Here is a 17983-nt window from a genome sequence, read left to right as displayed (position 1 = left end):
ACGGCAGCGGCGTTGGTAGGGATGGTCGGGGCGATGACCCCGACCTAATGCGGATTAGAGCGAATGTGTACCCCGATCCATCGACTGCGTCAAGACCGACGTATGTCTGATTCGCCGGGTCGGGCAACCTGCTCGCAACCCCCTTGACACCTCCTCCTAATGCGAATTAGATACGACCCCATCGGCTCCGGAGCACTCCCGGAGCGGGCATTGTCAGGACCCAGGGAGGTACCCGTGACCGAGTCAGTTCCGGTCAGTACGCTCCGGCGTCGACGTCGGCGGGTGGTGGCGGGAGGCGGAGCGCTCGCGCTGGCCCTCGTCGCCGGCACCGCCGGTTGTTCGTCCGGCTCGTCCGGATCGTCCGGCGCCGGTTCCTCCGGCAAAACCACGATCACCGTCGCGGGCATGCCGGCGACCACGTCGCCCAAGACGCGGCAACAATTCCTGGACGCCGTCGCGGCGTTCGAAAAGGCCAACCCGAAGATCAAGGTCAAGCCCACCGACACCCAGTGGGACGCACGCACGTTCGCCGCCCGGTTGGCCGGCGGCAACGCCGAGACCGTGTTGACCGTTCCGCTCACCGAGCCGCCCGGCCTGATCGCCCGCAAGCAGATCGCCGATCTCGGGGCCGAGCTCAAGGCGTTGCCGCACGCGGGCGACCTGGACCCGCGCGCACTGGCCCCGGCCACCGCCGCCGACGGCCGCGTCTTCGGGCTGCCGGTCACCGAGTACGCGCTCGGACTCGTGTACAACCGCGACCTGTTCACGAAGGCCGGCCTGGATCCGGACAAGCCGCCGACCACCTGGGACGAGGTCCGCACCGCCGCGAAGAAGATCTCCGACACGGGCGCCACCGGCTACACGCAGATGACCGTCAAGAACACCGGCGGCTGGATCCTGACCGCGATGACCTACGGCTTCGGCGGTTCGATGGAGAAGAAGGTCGGCGACACGTATGTGCCGGCCCTGCTCGACGGCCCGGCGGAGAAGGCGTTGGGCCAACTGGCCGCGATGCGCTGGCAGGACGACTCGATGGGCAACAACCACCTGCGTACCCAGCAGGATGCCGAACGGGACTTCGCCGCGGGCAAGATCGGCATGATGATCAGTACGGTCAACAGCTACAACCGCTACATCACCCAATACTCCGGCAAGCCCGCCGACTTCGGCATGGCCGCGCTGCCGCAGCAAAACGGCGGCCGGTCCACGCTGCTCGGCGGCCTGATGGCCGTGGTCAGCGCCAAGGCCACTCCGGCGCAGCGGAGCGCGGCGGTGAAGTGGATCGACTACTTCTACCTCAAGCCCGCCTACGACCCGGCCGCGGCCGAGGAACAGGCGGTCGCCCAGGCGGCGGACAAGCTCGCGGTCGGGCTGCCCACGCTGCCGTTCTACTCGGCGGCGGTGTCCGATCCGGTGAACGTCGCGATCGGCAGGCACACGAACATCCCGACCGGGAACTTCGCGCCGTACGTCGCCGGCGTCGGCAAGCTCGAATATCAGGTTGAACCCCCGGTCGCCGCACAGGAGTTGTACGGCGCGTTGGATACGGCGGTACAGGCCGTGCTGACCCGCAAGGACGCCGACCCGCGGGCCGAGTTGGCCAAGGCGGCGGATCGACTCGGGCCGGTCGTCGAGAAGGCGCAGGCACCGTGAGCGGGCGCGGGCGGTGCGGGGCGCGGCCCGGCCGGCGGTTCGGGGCCCGGCTCGACGTGCGGAGCGTCGCGCGGCGCGTCGTGCCGCGCGGGGTCGAGGGGCCGTCGTGAGTACACCGACCATCTCCCGGGAGAGCGTCCCGGTCGTGGCGTCGGCGGCGGTTCGTCCGAGCGGGCCCGGGTCCCGGATCGCGCGGTGGCGCGGCGGCGCCCGGCATCTGGTGCCGGTGCTCTTCCTGTTGCCGACGGTGTTGGTGTTCGGCCTGTTCTCGTGGTGGCCGATCATCCGTAGCCTGCTGCTGAGCTTCCAGCAGACGAACCTGGTCGAACCGGCCACCTGGGTCGGGTTCGACAACTACCAAACCCTGCTGGACGACCCGCTGTTGGGCAAGGCGGTCGTGAACACCCTGGTGTTCACCGGCCTGGCGCTGCTGATCGGCTTCCCGCTGCCGCTGTTCCTGGCCGTGCTGATGTCCGAACTCCGGCGCGGCGCCGGGTTGATGCGGGTGCTGGTGTATCTGCCGGTGGCGGTGCCGCCGGTGGTGGCGGTGCTGATGTGGAAGTGGTTCTACGACCCGGACGCGGGCCTGTTCAACGAGATGTTGGGCAAGGTCGGCCTTGGCCCGTACCCGTGGTTGCAATCCGCCGATACGGCGATGGCGAGCCTGGTGGTGGAGGCGACCTGGGCGGGCGCGGGCGGCGCGGTGTTGATCTACCTCGCGGCGCTGGCGAGTGTTCCGACCGAGTTGTACGAGGCCGCCGAACTCGACGGTGCCTCGGTGCGACGCCGGTTGTGGCACGTCACGTTGCCGCACATGCGCCCGGTGTTGCTGATCATGATGCTGCTCCAGGTGATCAACACCTTCCAGGTGTTCACCGAGCCGTTCGTGCTGACGGACGGCGGGCCCGAGGACTCCACGGTCACCGTGCTTCTCCTCATCTATCGCTACGCGTTCGTCAGCGGCGACTACGGCGCGGCGGCGGCGCTGAGCGTGAGTCTGGCCGCCGTGCTCGCGGTCCTGTCGGCGATCTATCTGCGGCTCACCCGCGCGTGGGGGACGAAATGAGTACCGGTGCCGGTAGGGGCGTGATGTCCGAGACCGAACGCCGACGGCCGATCACCCGGTTCGGGCTCGGGACCACCCGACTGTTGTTGATCGCGGCCCTGATCATCGAGGGCGCCGGTCCGATCTATTGGGTGTTCAAGGGCTCGATCTCCTCGACCCAGGACTCGCTGCGGCACCCGTTGGCGCTGTGGCCCGAGGAGGCGCACTGGTCGAACATCTCGACCGCGTGGACGAGTCTGGATCTGGGCCGCTATCTGACCAACACCCTGGTGCTGGTGGGCGGTTCGTGGTTCGTGCAGCTGTTCGTGGCGGTGACCGGCGCCTATGCGCTGTCCGTACTGCGGCCGTTCTACGGCAAGTATGTGTACGCGGCGGTGCTGGCCACGCTGTTCCTGCCGGGCACGGTGTCGATGGTCTCGCTCTACCTGACCATCCAGGACCTGCCGCTCACAGGCGGTTCGATTGCCAACACGCCGATGGCGGTGTGGCTACCCGCAGGAGCACACGCGTTCAACGTGCTGCTGATGAAGCAGTTCTTCGACGGCATTCCGAAGGAACTCCTCGAGGCGGCCCGCCTGGACGGCGCGGGCCCGTGGCGGATCCTGACCCGGATCGTGCTGCCGATGTCCCGGCCGATCCTGGCCGTGGTGTCGCTGCTCGCGGTGATGAACGCGTGGAAGGACTTCCTGTGGCCGATGATCGCCATCACCGACACGGAAAAGCAGCCGCTGGCGGTGGCGTTGCCGAGGCTGGCCGACACCTCGAACCAGAGTCTGCTGATCGCGGGCATGCTGATCGCGATCATCCCGCCGGTGGTGGTGTTCCTGGTCTTCCAGCGGCAGATCGTGCGCGGGATCGCGTTCACGGGGCTGAAGTGAGGACGGCGGCGGGGGATTCGGTGCGTCGCGTGCTGGTCACCGGTGCGGCCGGGCGGCTCGGCGGCGCCGTGCTCGACGAGTTGGCCGCTCGTGGGGTGGCGGTCACCGCGCTCGTGGTCGAGGAGGCACCGGGGTTGGCGGCCGATCGGGTCGTCGTCGGTGATGCCCGGGATCCGGGGGCCGTGGCCGATGCGCTCGGCGGGGTCGACGCGGTGATTCACCTCGCCGCGCTGGCCTCGCCCGAAGTGGCGGCGCCGGAAGTGGTGTTCGGGACGAATACGCAGGCCACGTTCGTGGTCCTGAACGAGGCCGGGCGCGCGGGGGTGGGGCGGGTCGTGCTGGCGAGCAGTCTGTCCATCACCGGACTGCCGTTCGCCCGGTCCACGCCTCGGCCGCAACCGGCCTACCTGCCGCTCGATACGGCGTTGCCGTCGCGGATCGAGGACCCGTACGCGCTGTCCAAGCAGGTCGACGAGGCCACCGCCGCGATGATGCATCGGCGGCACGGGATGGTCGTGGCGGCGCTGCGCTTTCCGTTCCTCGGCGACCGTGACCGACTCGCCGCGCACGCCGCGCGGTTGGCGCGGGATCCGGCGAGTGGGGCGGCGGAGGTGTGGAGCTACCTCGATCTGCGCGACGCCGCGCGGGCCTGCGTTCTGGGGCTGACGGGGCGGGAAGTGGCGGGCGCTCCGGTGTTGTTCGTCGCGGCGCCGGACACGCTGTCGGCCACGCCGACGCGGGAGTTGTTGGCCGCCCACCTGCCGGATGTGCCGTGCCGGGCGGACTTTCCGCGGCATGCGGTGCCGATCGACCTGGCTCCGGCCCGGACGGTGTTGGGCTTTACGGCGCGGTATCCCTATCCGGTCGAAGGGCGGGGTGAGGCGCGAGAAATGAGCGCTGATTCTCGTTCGAACCCCCTTGCACAGGAGCGACGCCCATGATCGACGCGGACAAGCCGGCCCCGGCACCGGTCCCGACCCCGACTCCGGCTCCAACCCCGATGGCTCCCATGGCGGAGACCCAGGCCCCGTGGCCCGCGCGGGACGCGCTGCGGATCACCTCGGTGCGGGCCATCGTGACCGCGCCCGGTGGCGTGCCGCTCGTGGTGGTGCGGGTCGATACCTCCGAACCCGGGCTGTACGGGCTGGGCTGCGCCACCTTCACCCAGCGCTTCCACGCGGTGACCGCGGCCGTCGAGCAACACCTCGGGCCGATGGTGGTCGGTCGGCATCCGGCCGACATCGAGGACATCTTTCGGCTTCTGCACTTCTCGTCCTACTGGCGCGGCGGGCCCGTCCACAACAACGCGCTGTCGGGTATCGACCAGGCGTTGTGGGACATCGCCGGCAAACGGTCGGGCGTGCCGGTGTACGAACTGCTCGGTGGTCGGGTGCGCGGCGGCGCGGCGGTGTACACCGGTGCCCGGGGCGGCAGCGTCGAGGACTCGATCGAGCGGGCCGCGGCACTGGCCGAACAGGGTTACCGGCACGTGCGGTTGCAGTGCGGCGGCCCGGGGCTCGGTACGTACGGCGCGGAGGGCACGCCGGGCGGCTATCCCGGCAGCCCGTACCCGGACGGGTGGGACGTAGGCCACTATCTCCGCACCACGCCACGCTTGTTCGAGCGCGCCCGGGAGGCATTGGGCGACGAACTCGGCTTGTTGCACGACGCGCACAACCGGCTCACCCCCAAGGAGGCCGTGGGACTGGCCCGTTCGCTGGAGCCCTACCGGCTGTTCTTCCTGGAGGACCCGCTCGCGCCGGAGCACTTCGACCGGCTGCCGGAGGTGCGCGCCGCGGCGCCGATGCCGATCGCCTCCGGCGAGTTGGTGACCTCGATGACCGACGCCACCCGCCTGGTCACCTCCGGCGGCGTCGACTATCTGCGGGTGCACGTCTCGGCGGTGGGCGGACTGACCCCGGCTCGCAAGCTGGCCACGCTGTGCGAGCTGACCGGGGTCCGCACGGCCTGGCACGGGCCGCCGGACGTGTCGCCCGTCGGCGCGGCGGTCAACCTGACGCTGGACGTGACCAGTCCCGCGTTCGGCATCCAGGAGCAACACGTCTATCCCGAACGGGTGCACGAGGTCTTCCCCGGCACGCCGCGCACGGTGGACGGCTATCTCGTGCCCTCGGACCGGCCCGGCTGGGGCGTGGATCTGGACGAGGCCCAGGCGGCGAAGTACCCGCCGCAGACCCATCTGCACGAGCGTTGGGCGGCCCGCGTGCGGCGCCCCGACGGTGGGTTGGAAGCTCCGTGAATCACCCACCGTTACTGGATATACTCGATTTCCATCTTGATCTGATGCGTATTAGGCGGCCTTTGCCGCCGGGCACTTGGAGGATGACATGAAGCCGAGCGGCGGGCCCGGGCGGCCGGCCGGTTCGCGGACGAACCGGCCCCGCCAGGCGGACATCGCCCGCCTGGCCGGCGTCTCGCAGCCGACGGTGTCCCTGATCCTCAGCGGCGGCTCGGCGGCGGTGGGCATCGCCGACGAGACCCGGCGCAAGGTGATGGCCGCCGCCGAACAACTCGGCTACGTGCCCGACCCGATAGCGAAGCGACTGGCGGCCGGGCAGAACAACCTGCTCGGGCTGTACACGTTCACCGCGACCTTCCCCACCGAAATGTCGCACGCCTACCACCCGTTCCTGGTCGGCATCGAGCAGGAGTCCGCGATCCAGGGCTACGACCTGCTGATGTTCATCGCCTCCAGCGTGACCGGTGAACGGCCGCACGCCGAGGTGCTGAACCGGGTCCGGCTGGCCGACGGCTGCCTGTTCATGGGTCGGCATCTGCCGATCCGGGAGATGGACCGGCTCCTGGCCACCGATCTGCCGGTGGTCTACCTCGGCCGACACGACGACTTCGGCGACCGGCTGCCGTACGTCGGCGCGGACTACGTGACGGCGACGGCGGAGGTCGTCCGTCACCTGGCCGAGCTGGGCCACCGGGGCATCCTGTACGTGCGCGAACTCGACGACGCGATCAGCGCCGTGGACCGCGAGGCGGGCTTTCGGCGAGGGATGGCCGAGTGCGGACTCGCGCTCGACGAGGGTGCCGTGGTCCGTACGGACGGCTCCGATCTGACCACCGATCGGCTGCGCGGCTGGTACGAGCGGGGCGTGACCGCGATCGTCACCGAGGCCACCGACACCGACGCGGCGCATCGGGCGCTGCTGGCCGCCGCCTCGGAGGCGGGATATCGCTTCCCCGACGACCTGTCACTGGCCACCCTCGGCGCTCCCGAATACACGGAGCAGGGACCGCCGGCGCTGACCGGATTCGTGGTGCCGCGCCGGGAGATGGGCGCGGCGGCGGTGCGGTTGCTCACCGGGTTGATCGCGGGGGACGGGGACAACGACGCGCTGCCCAGGCATCAGTTGATGAGCTGTGCGCTGGAGATCGGGCGAACGGCCGCCCGGGTGCGCTGAGTTCGTCGCCGCTTTTCGCCGGCCGTTCGGCCGAACGGCCATGTCGGTGCGCCCTGTTCGGCGCTTGCTCGGCGTTCGTCCGACGTTGCACGTGCTTATTCGATTCCGTTCACGGAGGGCTGCACCATGTCCGAAATCAATACCGAGATACTCGTCGTCGGCGGTGGACTCGGGGGCGTCGCCGCCGCGTTGGCCGCGTGCCGTGCGGGCCGCAAGGTCGTGCTCACCGAGGAGACCGACTGGATCGGCGGCCAACTCACCGCGCAGGCCGTGCCGCCGGACGAGCATCCCTGGATCGAGAGCTACGGCGCCACCGCGACGTATCGCGAACTGCGCACCGCGATCCGCGACCACTACCGGACCTGGTATCCGCTGACCGGCGCGGCGGCGCGGCGGCGCGACCTCAATCCGGGGGCCGGCTATGTGAGCAAGCTCTGCCACGAACCGCGCGTCGCACTGGCCGTGTTGCAGGCGATGTTGGCTCCGCATCTGGCGTCCGGGCGGTTGCGCGTTCTCCTGGAGCACGTACCCGCCGAGGTGTTCACCGAGGGCGACCGGGTGTCCGGGGTGACCCTGTGGGGTCTGCGGACCGAGGAGTCGCACACCGTCACGGCGGACTACGTCCTGGACGCCACCGAGACCGGCGAGTTGTTGCCGCTGGCGAAGGCGGAGTACGTGACCGGCGCCGAGTCCCGGGAGGAATACGGTGAACCGAGCGCGCCCGCCGAATACCAGCCGCTGAACATGCAGAGCATCACCTACTGCTTCGCGATCTCGCACCACGAGGGCGAGAACCACGTGATCGACCGGCCCGCCGACTACGACTTCTGGCGCTCGTACCGGCCGGACTTCTGGCCGGGGCCGCTGCTGGGCTTCCTCGCGCCGGATCCGCGCACGTTGAAGCCCGAGGCCCGGACGTTCGAGCCGAACCCGGCCGGCGATCCGCTGGCGATCACCGCCGACCAGAGTGCCAACGCGGGCGGCGACGACCTGTGGTTGTTCCGACGCATCCTGGCCAAGGGGCTGTTCGAGCCGGGCGCGATCGACTCGGACATCACGCTCGTGAACTGGCCTTTGAACGACTACTGGTTGCGGCCGATCATCGAGGTCGGCGCCGACGAGGCCGCCGCCGCGCACCGCGAGGCGAAGCAGTTGTCGCTGTCGGTGCTGTACTGGCTCCAGACCGAGGCCCCGCGCCCGGACGGCGGGCGGGGATATCCCGGACTGCGGCTGCGGCACGACGTGGTGGGCACCGCCGACGGGTTGGCGAAGTCGGCGTACGTGCGCGAGTCGCGCCGGATCCGCGCCGTGACCACGGTGACGGAGCATCACGTATCCCGGGACATCCTGGGCGGGGACACCATCCACCACTTCCCGGACTCGGTGGGGGTGGGCGCGTACCGGATCGACCTGCATCCGTCGACCGGCGGCGACAACTACATCGACGTGGCCAGTGTGCCGTTCGAGATCCCTTTGGGCGCGCTGCTCCCGATCCGGATGCGGAATCTGCTGCCGGCGGGCAAGAACATCGGCACGACGCACATCTCGAACGGGTGCTACCGACTGCACCCGGTGGAGTGGAACGTGGGCGAGGTGGCCGGGCACCTGGCCGCATACTGCCTGCGGCGGGGCGTCGAGCCGCGGGCGGTCCGCGAAGACCCCGCGCTGTTCAGCGAGTTCGCCGCCGAGCTGGACGCCGCCGGGGTGGAGCGGCGGTGGCCGGCGCCGGCGGGGTATTGAGTCGCTTCAGGATCCGACGTTCTCCGGAGTCGTGTCGTGGCGCTGGAGGAGTTCGATCCAGTAGCAGGTCCATCGGTGAAGTCGGTCGATCATCGGGGCTCCCTCGAAAGTTGCCGGCAGCGTTCAGCATTGCACGGGCCGGCGGGGGAGGTTGGGTCCGGTGGTCGATACCCGAGCGACGCGTCGGCGGGGATGGCGCGGTGGATGGTGGAGTGAGCGGGGGCTTTGAGGCTTCTTTGAGGTTGTCGCGTTACACATGAGCCGTGACTGCGTCTGTTCTGGTTGTCGATGACGAGCCGAATATTCGGGACCTGCTGGCTCAAACCCTGCGGCTGATCGGGTTCGACGTCCGGGTGGCCGGTGACGGGCGGGCGGCGCTGGCCGCCGTGTCCGCCGCCGCGCCGGACCTGGTGGTGCTCGACATCGCGCTCGGTGATCTCGACGGTGTGGCGGTGGCGCGGCGGCTTCGCGCCGATGGGCACGACGTCCCGGTGCTGTTCCTGACCGCGCGCGACGCCGTCGAGGACCGGATCGCCGGTCTGGCCGCAGGGGGCGACGACTATGTCACCAAACCCTTCAGCCTGGAGGAGGTGGTGCTGCGGATCCGCGCCATCCTGCGGCGGACCCGCGCCGGCTCCGAGGCGCCGGCGGACGAGGTGGTGCGCTTCGCCGACCTCGAACTGAGCGACGCCACCCACATCGTGCGGCGCGCCGGTCGGGTGGTCGACCTGTCGCCGACCGAGTTCCGGCTGTTGCGCTACCTCATGGAGAACGCGGGCCGCGTGCTCACCAAGGCGCAGATCCTCGACCGGGTATGGCGCTACGACTTCGGCGGTGACGGGCGGATCGTCGAAAGCTACATCTACTACCTGCGCCGGAAGATCGATCGGGACGGGCCGCCGCTGCTGCATACGCTGCGCGGGGTCGGCTACTCGTTGCGCCTCCCGCCGGAGGACGTATGACGAGCGCGGGCCGCGGCGAAGCGGTCCGCCGCGTCGTGCCCCGGCCGACCGCCGTACGCGGGTGGAGTCTGCGGGTGCGCCTTGCGGTGATCGCGTGCGCGCTGACCACGGTGGCCCTACTGGCCGCGAACACCGCCGGATTGATGCTGCTCAGGGCATACCTGGTGGAACGGGTGGACCGGCAGTTGTCGGCGGTGGGCGGCGGGTTGTTCGTCGACAAGCCCGGCAAGGACGAACTCCTGGGCGAGGCGTTGAAAGAGAGCGCCGGGCGTGCCGACAACGGCTTTCAGGGGTTCATCGGCGGTTGGTCCGGCAGCCAGACGCGGATCTACCTGATCGGACCGGACGACACCCGGCAAAACCTCCCGTACGGGGCGGTCGGCGCACCCCGTCTGCCGAGCCGGACGCAACTCGAACGGCGCGCCGGCCAGGGCGCGTTCACCGTGCCGGACCGCGACGGCGGCGACTCGTGGCGTGTCCGGGTACGGGCCGACCGGGACGGTACCCGGCTCATCGTCGCGGCCACGTCGATGGATTCGGTCGAGGCGACTTATCGGCGCATGTTGCGGATCGACCTGGTAGTCACGCTCGGAGCCCTTGCGCTGCTCGGCGTCGCCGCGTGGGCGACGGTACGCGCCGGGCTACGCCCGCTGACCCGGATGGAGGTGGTCGCCGGGCAGATCGCCGGGGGCGACTTCGCCCGACGGGTGCCCGACGCGGACGCGCGTACCGAGCCGGGGCGGCTCGCGCTGGCCATGAACACCATGCTGGATCGTGTGGACAGCGAGATCGCCGCCCGTCGTGAATCCGAACAGCGCCTGCGCCGATTTCTCTCCGACGTCTCGCACGAGTTGCGGACTCCGCTGACCAGCATTCGCGGGTTCGCCGAGTTGGAACGGCGGCAGCGAGGGGATACCGGACATCCCGGCGACGGCCTCGCCCGGATCGAGGCGGAGGCGGCCCGCCTGGGGAGGTTTGTCGACGATCTGCTGAACCTCGCCCGGCTCGACGAACACCCGAGGCTGGATCTCGGTCCCGTCGATCTGCTCGATCTGGCCGCGCAGTTGTTGCCGGAGGTGCGGGTGAGCGCTCCCGACCGTCCGCTCACGCTCGCCGCGTTGGACGAGGACAGCCGGATCCTGGTGCCGGCCGTCGTCGCCGGCGACGAGTCGCGGCTGCGTCGGGCGATCGGAAACCTGCTGGCCAACGCGGTGCGGCACACCCCGGACGGCACGCACATCCGGATCCGGGTGGGCGTCGCGACTCCCCCCGCGCAGGTGGCGGCGGTGTCCGGCGCGGGGTGCGAACTCGCCCCGGACGAGGCCGTCGCGGTCGTCGAAGTCGCCGATACGGGGCCGGGAGTTCCGGCCGAGCACGCCCCCCACGTCTTCGATCGGCTGTATCGCGGCCGGTCCGGGCCTGGTGGTGGCAGTGGCGCCGGCCTTGGCCTGGCCATCGTCGCCGCCGTGGCCGCCGCCCACGGTGGGCGGGTCGAACTGGCTGCCCCGGGGCCGGCGGCGGGTGCGGTGTTCCGTCTTCTGCTCCCCCTCGCGGAGCGGCCGGCCGAGCCTGCGTCGACTGCCGGCTTGCTTTGAGTCGGGGCCGAGGTCCTCCCGAGGCGCGACGTCCAGGATCTCCTGCGTGCCCGGCGACAGCCGCCGGCGGCACCGAACGAGGAGCACCGACGATGCGATCCCTGACGCCCGCACCGGCCGCCCATCCGGTATCGGACCCGACACCGCCGGCGGGGCGGCGCCCACCGCGCGCTCGGCGCTTTCGGGCCGTCGCGGCGGCTGCGGTGGTCGTGGTGCTCCTGCCGGCCACGGCGGCGTGCGGAGGGGGCTCGGAGGGCCGGAAGGTCGCCAGTGCCGACGGCGGAACGAAGCGCTCCGCCGATGTGCCCGGGGCCGGGAACGGGCGGGACGACACGGCCCGCGCCCGGGACTTCGCCAAGTGCATGCGCGACAACGGCGTCCCGGTCCAGGACCCGGATCCGAACACGGGCAAGCTCGACCTCGGCCCCCTGCGCGGCGGCGCGGACGCGCCGACCGTGCGCAAGGCCATGCAGGCGTGCCGGGACCGGGCCCCGCAGTCCGTCACCAACGGCTCGAAGCCGACCGAGAAGCAGTTGGAGGCGATGCGGCAACTGGCCCGGTGCATGCGTGATGCCGGGATCGCGTTCAACGACCCGGGGCCGGACGGGTTCGACAAGAGCTCGTTCCCGACCGGTGCGCCCGGGTTCGCGGCCGCGATGCAGAAGTGCCAGGCCGACGCACCTGCCGGCGGTGCGAAGTGAACCGCCGCCTCCGGGGAGGCATGGTGGCGGCCGCGATCGTGGCCGGGGTCGGCGCGGCGGGTGCGGTGGCAACCGGCGTCATCGGCGCGGCGCCGGCGGATCGCCGCCCTTCCGCCGCCGAGCGGCCCGCGACGGCGACCGTCGACCGGGTGACCCTGGTCCGGTCCCAGACGGTGCCGGGCACGCTGGGCTATGGGGCCGCCACGCCGGTCGAACACCCTTCGGTGAGCGGGCAGTCGGCGGGTGGGCAGACGGGCGGTGGCTCGACGGGCGGTGGGCAGACGGCCGGCGGACAAACAGTCGGGGGGCAGACGGGCGGCAAACAAGCGGCGGGCGGGCAGACGGGGGGCGGGCAGACCGTTGGCGGCCGGACGGTTGGGGGACAAACGACTGGAGGGCAGACGACTGGAGGGCAGACGACTGGAGGGCAGACAGCCGGAGGGCAGGCGACGGGAGGGCAGACGGCCGGCGAGTCGACAGGTGGTGGGCAGACGGCCGGCGGAGAGGCAGGCGGTGGGCAGGCGGGTGGCGGGCGGAGGGTTGATCGGCAGATCGTGGATGGGCAGACGGGCGGTGGACGGCTGACCTGGTTGCCCGCTCCCGGGGCCGTTGTGGAGCGCGGCAAGCCCGTGTACGCGGTCGACGAACAGCCCGTGCCGATGCTGTACGGCTCGACGCCGTTGTATCGGGATTTGTCTGCGGGCATGGATGGTCAGGACGTTCGAGTCGTCGAGGACAACCTCGCCGCTCTCGGCTACACCGGCTTCACCGTCGACGACCACTACACCTCCGGGACGGCCGACGCCGTGCGCAAGTGGCAGCGGGATCTCGGTACCCGCGACACCGGCGTCCTCGGGCCCGGCCGGGCGGTCGTCGCCCCCGGTGCCCGTCGCGTCGCCACGGTCGCCGCGGTTCCCGGTCGCGCCGCGACGGGTCCCGTGTTGACCTGGACCGGCACCGAGCGCACCGTCGCCGTGGACCTGAACGTCCAGTACGAGGACCTCGTGCAAACCGGTACCAAGGCCACGGTCAAACTGCCCGACGGCACCACCGTGGAGGCCCAGGTCACCGACATCGGTACCGCGGCCTCGGCCCCGCCCGGAGCCGGCGGTGCGGGCAATGGCCGCCCCGCCGACGGGGCTTCGGCCCGGCCCCAGGACGCCACCCTCGCCGTTGCCCTCGCCGTCCCGGAGCAGGACAGGCTGGGTCGTTTCCAGGCCGCGCCGGTGGAGGTCACCCTGGTTGCCGAAACCCGGTCCAACGTGCTTGCCGTTCCCATCAATGCGCTGGTGGCCCTGCGTGAGGGTGGCTACGCGATCGAGGTCGTCGGCACCGGACCCCCCGGAAGCCCCGGCGACTATCGTCCGGTGACGCTGGGCATGTTCGTCAACGGTCGCGTCGAAGTGTCCGGTCCCGACATCGCCCAAGGCTTGGCCGTGGTGGTGCCGCGATGACCGCGCCCGTTCCGCTCGTCGAACTCGTCGCCGCCCGTAAGGACTACGGCTCTGTCACCGCCCTGGACGCCACGCACCTCACCGTCGTGCCCGGGGAACTGGTGGCGGTGGTCGGCCCTTCGGGGTCCGGCAAGTCCACGCTCCTGACCATCATGGGTACGCTGAGCCGGCCGAGCCGCGGCCGGGTGCGCATCGCCGGACACGACTTGGACAGCCTCACCGACCGCCGACTGTCGGCCCTCCGCGCCACCACCATCGGCTTCGTCTTCCAGCAATTCCACCTGCCTCCGGGCCCGGTTCTGGACGCCGTCGCCGATGGCCTCCTGTATCGGGGCCTGGCTCGCCGACGCCGCGGTGAACTCGCCGAAAAGGCGCTGAAACGGGTCGGATTGGCCGACCGGGTCGGGCACCACACCCACCAGCTGTCCGGGGGACAGAAGCAGCGGGTGGCCATCGCCCGCGCCGTACTCGGCGATCCTCCCCTGCTGCTCGCGGACGAACCGACCGGCGCCCTGGACTCCCATTCCGGCCGGGTCGTCATGGAACTGCTCCGCGAACTCCACCGCGACGGGACGACCGTGGTGATCATCACCCACAACCAGGACATCGCCGCCGCCGTGCCCCGCCGGATCGCGCTTCGGGACGGCCGAATCGTGCACGACGGGGTGGCGGATGCGGTGGACATTGTGGATGCGGTGGATGCGGTGGATGCGGTGGATGCGGAGAGCCTGCGATGAGCCGAACACGCCTTGCTCGCGTTGCCGGTGCCCAACCGGCAGTGCGGTCGCAGCCGCGACCGCAGTCGCAGCCTCGGCCGACTCGCATGAAAGCCGCGGATGTCCTGCGCGTCGGGGGCGCCGGGCTGCGCAACCGTCCGACCCGAGTCCTGCTGTCGGCGCTCGGCATCGCGCTCGGCGTCGCGGCGCTGATCGCCGTGGTCGGTGTGTCGGCGTCGGGGCGCGAGAACCTCGACCGCCGCCTCGACGCCCTCGGCACCAACCTGCTCACCGCCGCGCCCGGCAAAACCGCCACCGGCGCCGCCGCCGGCCTGCCCCCCGACGCCGTCGCCATGGTCGCGCGCATCGGCCCGGTGGAGGCGGTCTCCGCCATCGGCAAGACCGACGCCAAGGTCTACCGCAACGACCGCATTCCGCCGCAGGAATCCGGCGGCATCGGCGTATACGCCGCTCGCCTCGACCTGCCCGCGACCGTCGGCACATCCCTCGCCCATGGGACCTGGCTCAACCCGGCGAACGAGGGCTACCCCGCGGTCGTGCTGGGGCCGGTCGCCGCCGCGCGACTCGGCGTCCGTGCCCCCGGGCCTGACGTGCAAGTGTGGCTCGGCCGACGGTGGTTCACCGTCATCGGCATCCTCGCCCCGACGCCGCTGGCCGGCGAACTCGACACCGCCGCGCTCGTCGGCTGGCCCGAGGCCCGGCGCGACCTCGGCTTCGACGGCGACCCGACCACCGTCTACACCCGCGCCGACAACGCGTCGATCGCCGATGTCGCCGCCGTTCTGGGTGCCACCGCCAACCCGGCCGACCCGAACGAGGTGGAGGTGTCCCGCCCCTCCGACGCCCTGGCCGCCCGCGAGGCGGCCGACGACGCACTCAACGGCCTTTTGGTCGGGCTGGGTTCGGTCGCGCTGCTCGTCGGCGGTGTCGGTGTGGCTAACACGATGGTGATCTCCGTCCTCGAACGCCGCGCCGAGATCGGCCTGCGCCGCGCGCTCGGTGCCACCCGCGGCCACATCGGCACGCAATTCCTCGCCGAGGCCCTGCTGTTGTCCATCCTCGGCGGCGCCGGCGGTATCCTCTTGGGTTCCGCGGCGACGGTCGGATACAGCACGTACCGGCACTGGCCAGCCGTGGTACCGCCCTGGGCCATGGTCGGCGGCCTCGCCGCGACCCTGGTTGTCGGCGTCTGTGCCGGGCTCTATCCGGCGCTGCGGGCGGCCCACTTGGCGCCCACCGAAGCGCTGGCGGCGGCATGACGTCGGCGCGTCGTCAGCCCAGGTAGCCGAGGGCGCTCACCGCGCCGAGGCCGCCGGCGCCCATGAACAGGGGCATCAGGACCTTGACTTCGACCTTGGCGCCGGCGCGGAAGCGCATGGACTTGGGAGGGCCGAGGGGATACCAGCGTTTGCGGCCGATCGGTATCGGCCACAGGATCGGGCACCCGGACACGGTGAGCGCGTCGCCGACGCAGTGGGTGAGGGCGCCGAGGGCGATGGGGAGGCCGACCCACCAGTACTCCTGGCCTGGTTCGGTGAAGAACCAACTGGCGCCGTTGCCGGGGCGGTTGAGGATCTCGACGAGCATCCAGGTGCTGGTGCCGCCGAGCAGCCAGACCAGGATGTCGCTGTGCAGGCGGGCGGCGCGCCACAGGAGTCCTTCGATGGCCAGGACCATGTGCACGAACAGCACGCCCAGGACGCCCCACCGGCCGCCGTAGGCGCAGATGGCCGAGGCGGCGAGTCCGACGAGTCCGGCCCAGACCCAGGTGTGGGTGAGGGTGCGGTGGCCGCCGTTGCGGCGGGGGTCGCCCTTCATGCGGGTGGCCTTGTACGTGGCGCTCGCGAGGGCGTCGACCACGCCGCAGAGGACCATGGATATCGGCCCGAAGGAGCGGGAGACGGTGGCGGCCTTGTGGTCCAGGTCCGGCCCGAGCGCGGCGCCGGCGCAGATCAGGCCACCGACCACGAGGACGGGCCAGGGCATCGGTTGGCCGTAGGCGTCGGCGGCGGCTCCGACGGCCATCCAGGCGCAGGCTCCGGACAGCGAATGGGCCGGTCCCATCATGCGGTTGGTGCTCCTTTGGTGCCCGGGCGAACCCCGAGCCCGCACAGTGGGGGCAGCTTAGCGGTGGCGATCATGGCGCGTTGCGTGGGCGCACCGAGGAACGCCTGTGGCCCACCTCACGGTTGGAGGTGGGTGGGTGCGGCTCCCGCGAGGGTCAGTTCTGACGTTTTACTGAGTCGAGGAATGCCTTCCACGGGTGGGCACCGAAGAGGAAGGCGCCCCGGGAGGGGTCTTTCGAGTCGCGTATGGCCATTGTTTGGCCGTGCGCCTGGGCAACCTCGACGCACTCGCCTCCTTGGGCGTTGCTGTAGCTGGATTTGAACCAGCCGCTTGTCAGAGCGTTGTGTATGACGGTCATCGGGGTCAAAGCTCCTTGATTGCTCTCTGAATCAGGCCCAGGGACTCTTGCGGCCCCGGAGCAAGCGCGCGGAGATCGGTGAAGGCGTCGACGTAGCGTTCGACGTCGCCCGCGCGTCGACTGACCCATCCGTTGGCCAGGTTTTCCAGGTATCGAGCCGAGGGTGGCCCACTCGGGAAACTGCAGGATGACGAAGGGACCATCCATTGCGGGGTGTGCACCGACGCGGAAAGGCAGAACCTGAACCCGAACGTGGGGGTGTGATGCGGCTACTTCCGCGATGTGCGTGAGTTGATCGCGCATCACGGTGCGGTCACCTACCACCCGACGCAGAACGGCCTCGTTGATGATTGCCGTGAGCTTGAGCGGCGGTTCGCGGCGACGCAGAACCTCCTGCCTGGTCATTCGGGCAGCGACACGTCGATCGAACTCGTTGGCGTCGAGGCCTGGGTTGGCCCCTTGGTAGATGACCCGGACGTAGGCGTCGGTTTGTAGCAACCCGGGCACGTATTCGGACATGTAGACGGACAGCGCGCTCGCAGTGGCCTCAAGTCCCAGGTATGCCTTGAACCCCGGTCGGATGACGGGTCGGTACTCCGCTGACTGCCACCAGTCGCGTTTGGTCTTGGTCACCGCCGCGTACCCGGTCAGGAGAGCGCGTGTTTCCGGATCGACCGCGTAGATCTCACACAGAGCCATGACATCCGCAGGTTCGACGACCGCGTTCTCGCCGGCTTCCAGCCGCGTCATCTTGGACGGGCTCCACAGCAGCCTCTTGACGACTTGGGATGATTTCAGTCCGGCTTCCAACCGCAACCGGCGTAGCTCTCCTCCGAGTTGAAGGCGGCACAGGGCCGGTGACGCAGACTCGCTGTCCCCAGTCATCCGCTTCCTCTCCGTGTGTATCCAGTGTCTCGATGAACGTTCTGCGTGAGCAAGAAACCTTCTGCGGGCCAGCGAGCGGGCTCATTTCGACGCGAATCATCGCTTTTGGCGGCGAGAGATGCCGTAGAAATTTCGTCGCGGAATTCTGATCGGTGAGGTCCATGCATCCGGTTTCTGCTGTCATGCTAGTCGCAGTTGATCACGCAGTGCGCTCGATGTGGGGCAATGCGTGACAGGTGACGCGTGCCGCTTCGCGGCCGGTCACCCCGGCCACCTCACGCGATCGATGCCGAGGATCCATCATGTCTCCCAGTCCGAAGATTTCCGGAGCGCGCGGACAACCGCCGAAAGACCCGTTCGGGTGCCTCTATCCGGCCGACTACGGCCCCGACTCCCACCACGAACCTCCAGGGAGTTGCATCACGTTGGCCGTCTACCGGGTTGAGTCGCGAG

The 17983-nt window shown here is 70.4% G+C and carries 15 protein-coding genes; 13 read left to right on the top strand and 2 right to left on the bottom strand.

Features of this window, described 5'->3' with window-relative positions; translation table 11 throughout:
- Positions 1–234 precede the first annotated feature (234 nt).
- From ACMXN5_RS07590 to ACMXN5_RS07530, 13 genes are all read left to right on the top strand, one after another.
- Positions 235–1653, top strand: a complete 1419-nt coding sequence (locus ACMXN5_RS07590) for an ABC transporter substrate-binding protein (RefSeq protein WP_439674613.1) — start codon at positions 235–237, stop codon at positions 1651–1653.
- A gap of 106 nt (positions 1654–1759) precedes the next feature.
- Positions 1760–2719, top strand: a complete 960-nt coding sequence (locus tag ACMXN5_RS07585) for a carbohydrate ABC transporter permease (protein WP_439674612.1) — start codon at positions 1760–1762, stop codon at positions 2717–2719.
- Positions 2720–2742: 23 nt separating this feature from the next.
- Positions 2743–3597 (top strand): carbohydrate ABC transporter permease, encoded by an 855-nt coding sequence (locus ACMXN5_RS07580; protein ID WP_439674611.1) that lies wholly within the window; start codon positions 2743–2745, stop codon positions 3595–3597.
- 29 nt (positions 3598–3626) lie between these two features.
- Positions 3627–4538, top strand: coding sequence for an NAD-dependent epimerase/dehydratase family protein (locus tag ACMXN5_RS07575; protein WP_439674610.1), 912 nt, complete (start codon positions 3627–3629; stop codon positions 4536–4538).
- Between the two features lie 68 nt (positions 4539–4606).
- Positions 4607–5857 (top strand): enolase C-terminal domain-like protein, encoded by a 1251-nt coding sequence (locus ACMXN5_RS07570; RefSeq protein ID WP_439674609.1) that lies wholly within the window; start codon positions 4607–4609, stop codon positions 5855–5857.
- Between the two features lie 88 nt (positions 5858–5945).
- Entirely contained in the window at positions 5946–7031 is a 1086-nt protein-coding gene (locus tag ACMXN5_RS07565; protein ID WP_439674608.1) for a LacI family DNA-binding transcriptional regulator, read from the top strand.
- A gap of 126 nt (positions 7032–7157) precedes the next feature.
- On the top strand, positions 7158–8771 hold the full coding sequence (locus tag ACMXN5_RS07560) for an FAD-dependent oxidoreductase (protein WP_439674607.1): 1614 nt from the start codon (positions 7158–7160) through the stop codon (positions 8769–8771).
- Positions 8772–9034: 263 nt separating this feature from the next.
- Entirely contained in the window at positions 9035–9733 is a 699-nt protein-coding gene (locus tag ACMXN5_RS07555) for a response regulator transcription factor (protein ID WP_395785570.1), read from the top strand.
- Positions 9730–11328 (top strand): ATP-binding protein, encoded by a 1599-nt coding sequence (locus tag ACMXN5_RS07550; RefSeq protein WP_439674606.1) that lies wholly within the window; start codon positions 9730–9732, stop codon positions 11326–11328. Before ACMXN5_RS07555 ends, ACMXN5_RS07550 begins: the two co-directional genes overlap by 4 nt.
- 92 nt (positions 11329–11420) lie before the next feature.
- A complete protein-coding gene (locus tag ACMXN5_RS07545; protein WP_439674605.1) occupies positions 11421–12029 on the top strand; it encodes a hypothetical protein in 609 nt (202 codons plus the stop codon).
- A gap of 554 nt (positions 12030–12583) precedes the next feature.
- The gene (locus ACMXN5_RS07540) at positions 12584–13483 is read left to right on the top strand and encodes a peptidoglycan-binding protein (protein ID WP_439674604.1); all 900 of its coding nucleotides are present in this window, start codon (positions 12584–12586) and stop codon (positions 13481–13483) included.
- Positions 13480–14220, top strand: coding sequence for an ABC transporter ATP-binding protein (locus tag ACMXN5_RS07535; protein ID WP_439674603.1), 741 nt, complete (start codon positions 13480–13482; stop codon positions 14218–14220). The genes ACMXN5_RS07540 and ACMXN5_RS07535 overlap by 4 nt, the downstream gene beginning before the upstream one ends.
- Positions 14221–14306: 86 nt before the next feature.
- Positions 14307–15479, top strand: a complete 1173-nt coding sequence (locus ACMXN5_RS07530) for an ABC transporter permease (RefSeq protein ID WP_439674602.1) — start codon at positions 14307–14309, stop codon at positions 15477–15479.
- A gap of 13 nt (positions 15480–15492) precedes the next feature.
- Here the strand turns inward: ACMXN5_RS07530 and ACMXN5_RS07525 are convergent, their stop codons facing one another.
- Both ACMXN5_RS07525 and ACMXN5_RS07520 read right to left on the bottom strand, forming a co-directional pair.
- Positions 15493–16287: a metal-dependent hydrolase gene (locus ACMXN5_RS07525; RefSeq protein ID WP_439674601.1), complete on the bottom strand. Its 795-nt coding sequence runs from the start codon at positions 16285–16287 to the stop codon at positions 15493–15495.
- A 154-nt stretch (positions 16288–16441) separates the two neighbouring features.
- Complete coding sequence (locus ACMXN5_RS07520; protein ID WP_439674600.1) at positions 16442–17461, bottom strand: Scr1 family TA system antitoxin-like transcriptional regulator; 1020 nt, start codon at positions 17459–17461, stop codon at positions 16442–16444.
- Between the last annotated feature and the right edge of the window lie 522 nt (positions 17462–17983).

The sequence above is a fragment of the Embleya australiensis genome, assembly GCF_051903075.1.
Taxonomy (GTDB): domain Bacteria; phylum Actinomycetota; class Actinomycetes; order Streptomycetales; family Streptomycetaceae; genus Embleya.
This window is presented reverse-complemented; position numbering and strand designations above follow the sequence as displayed.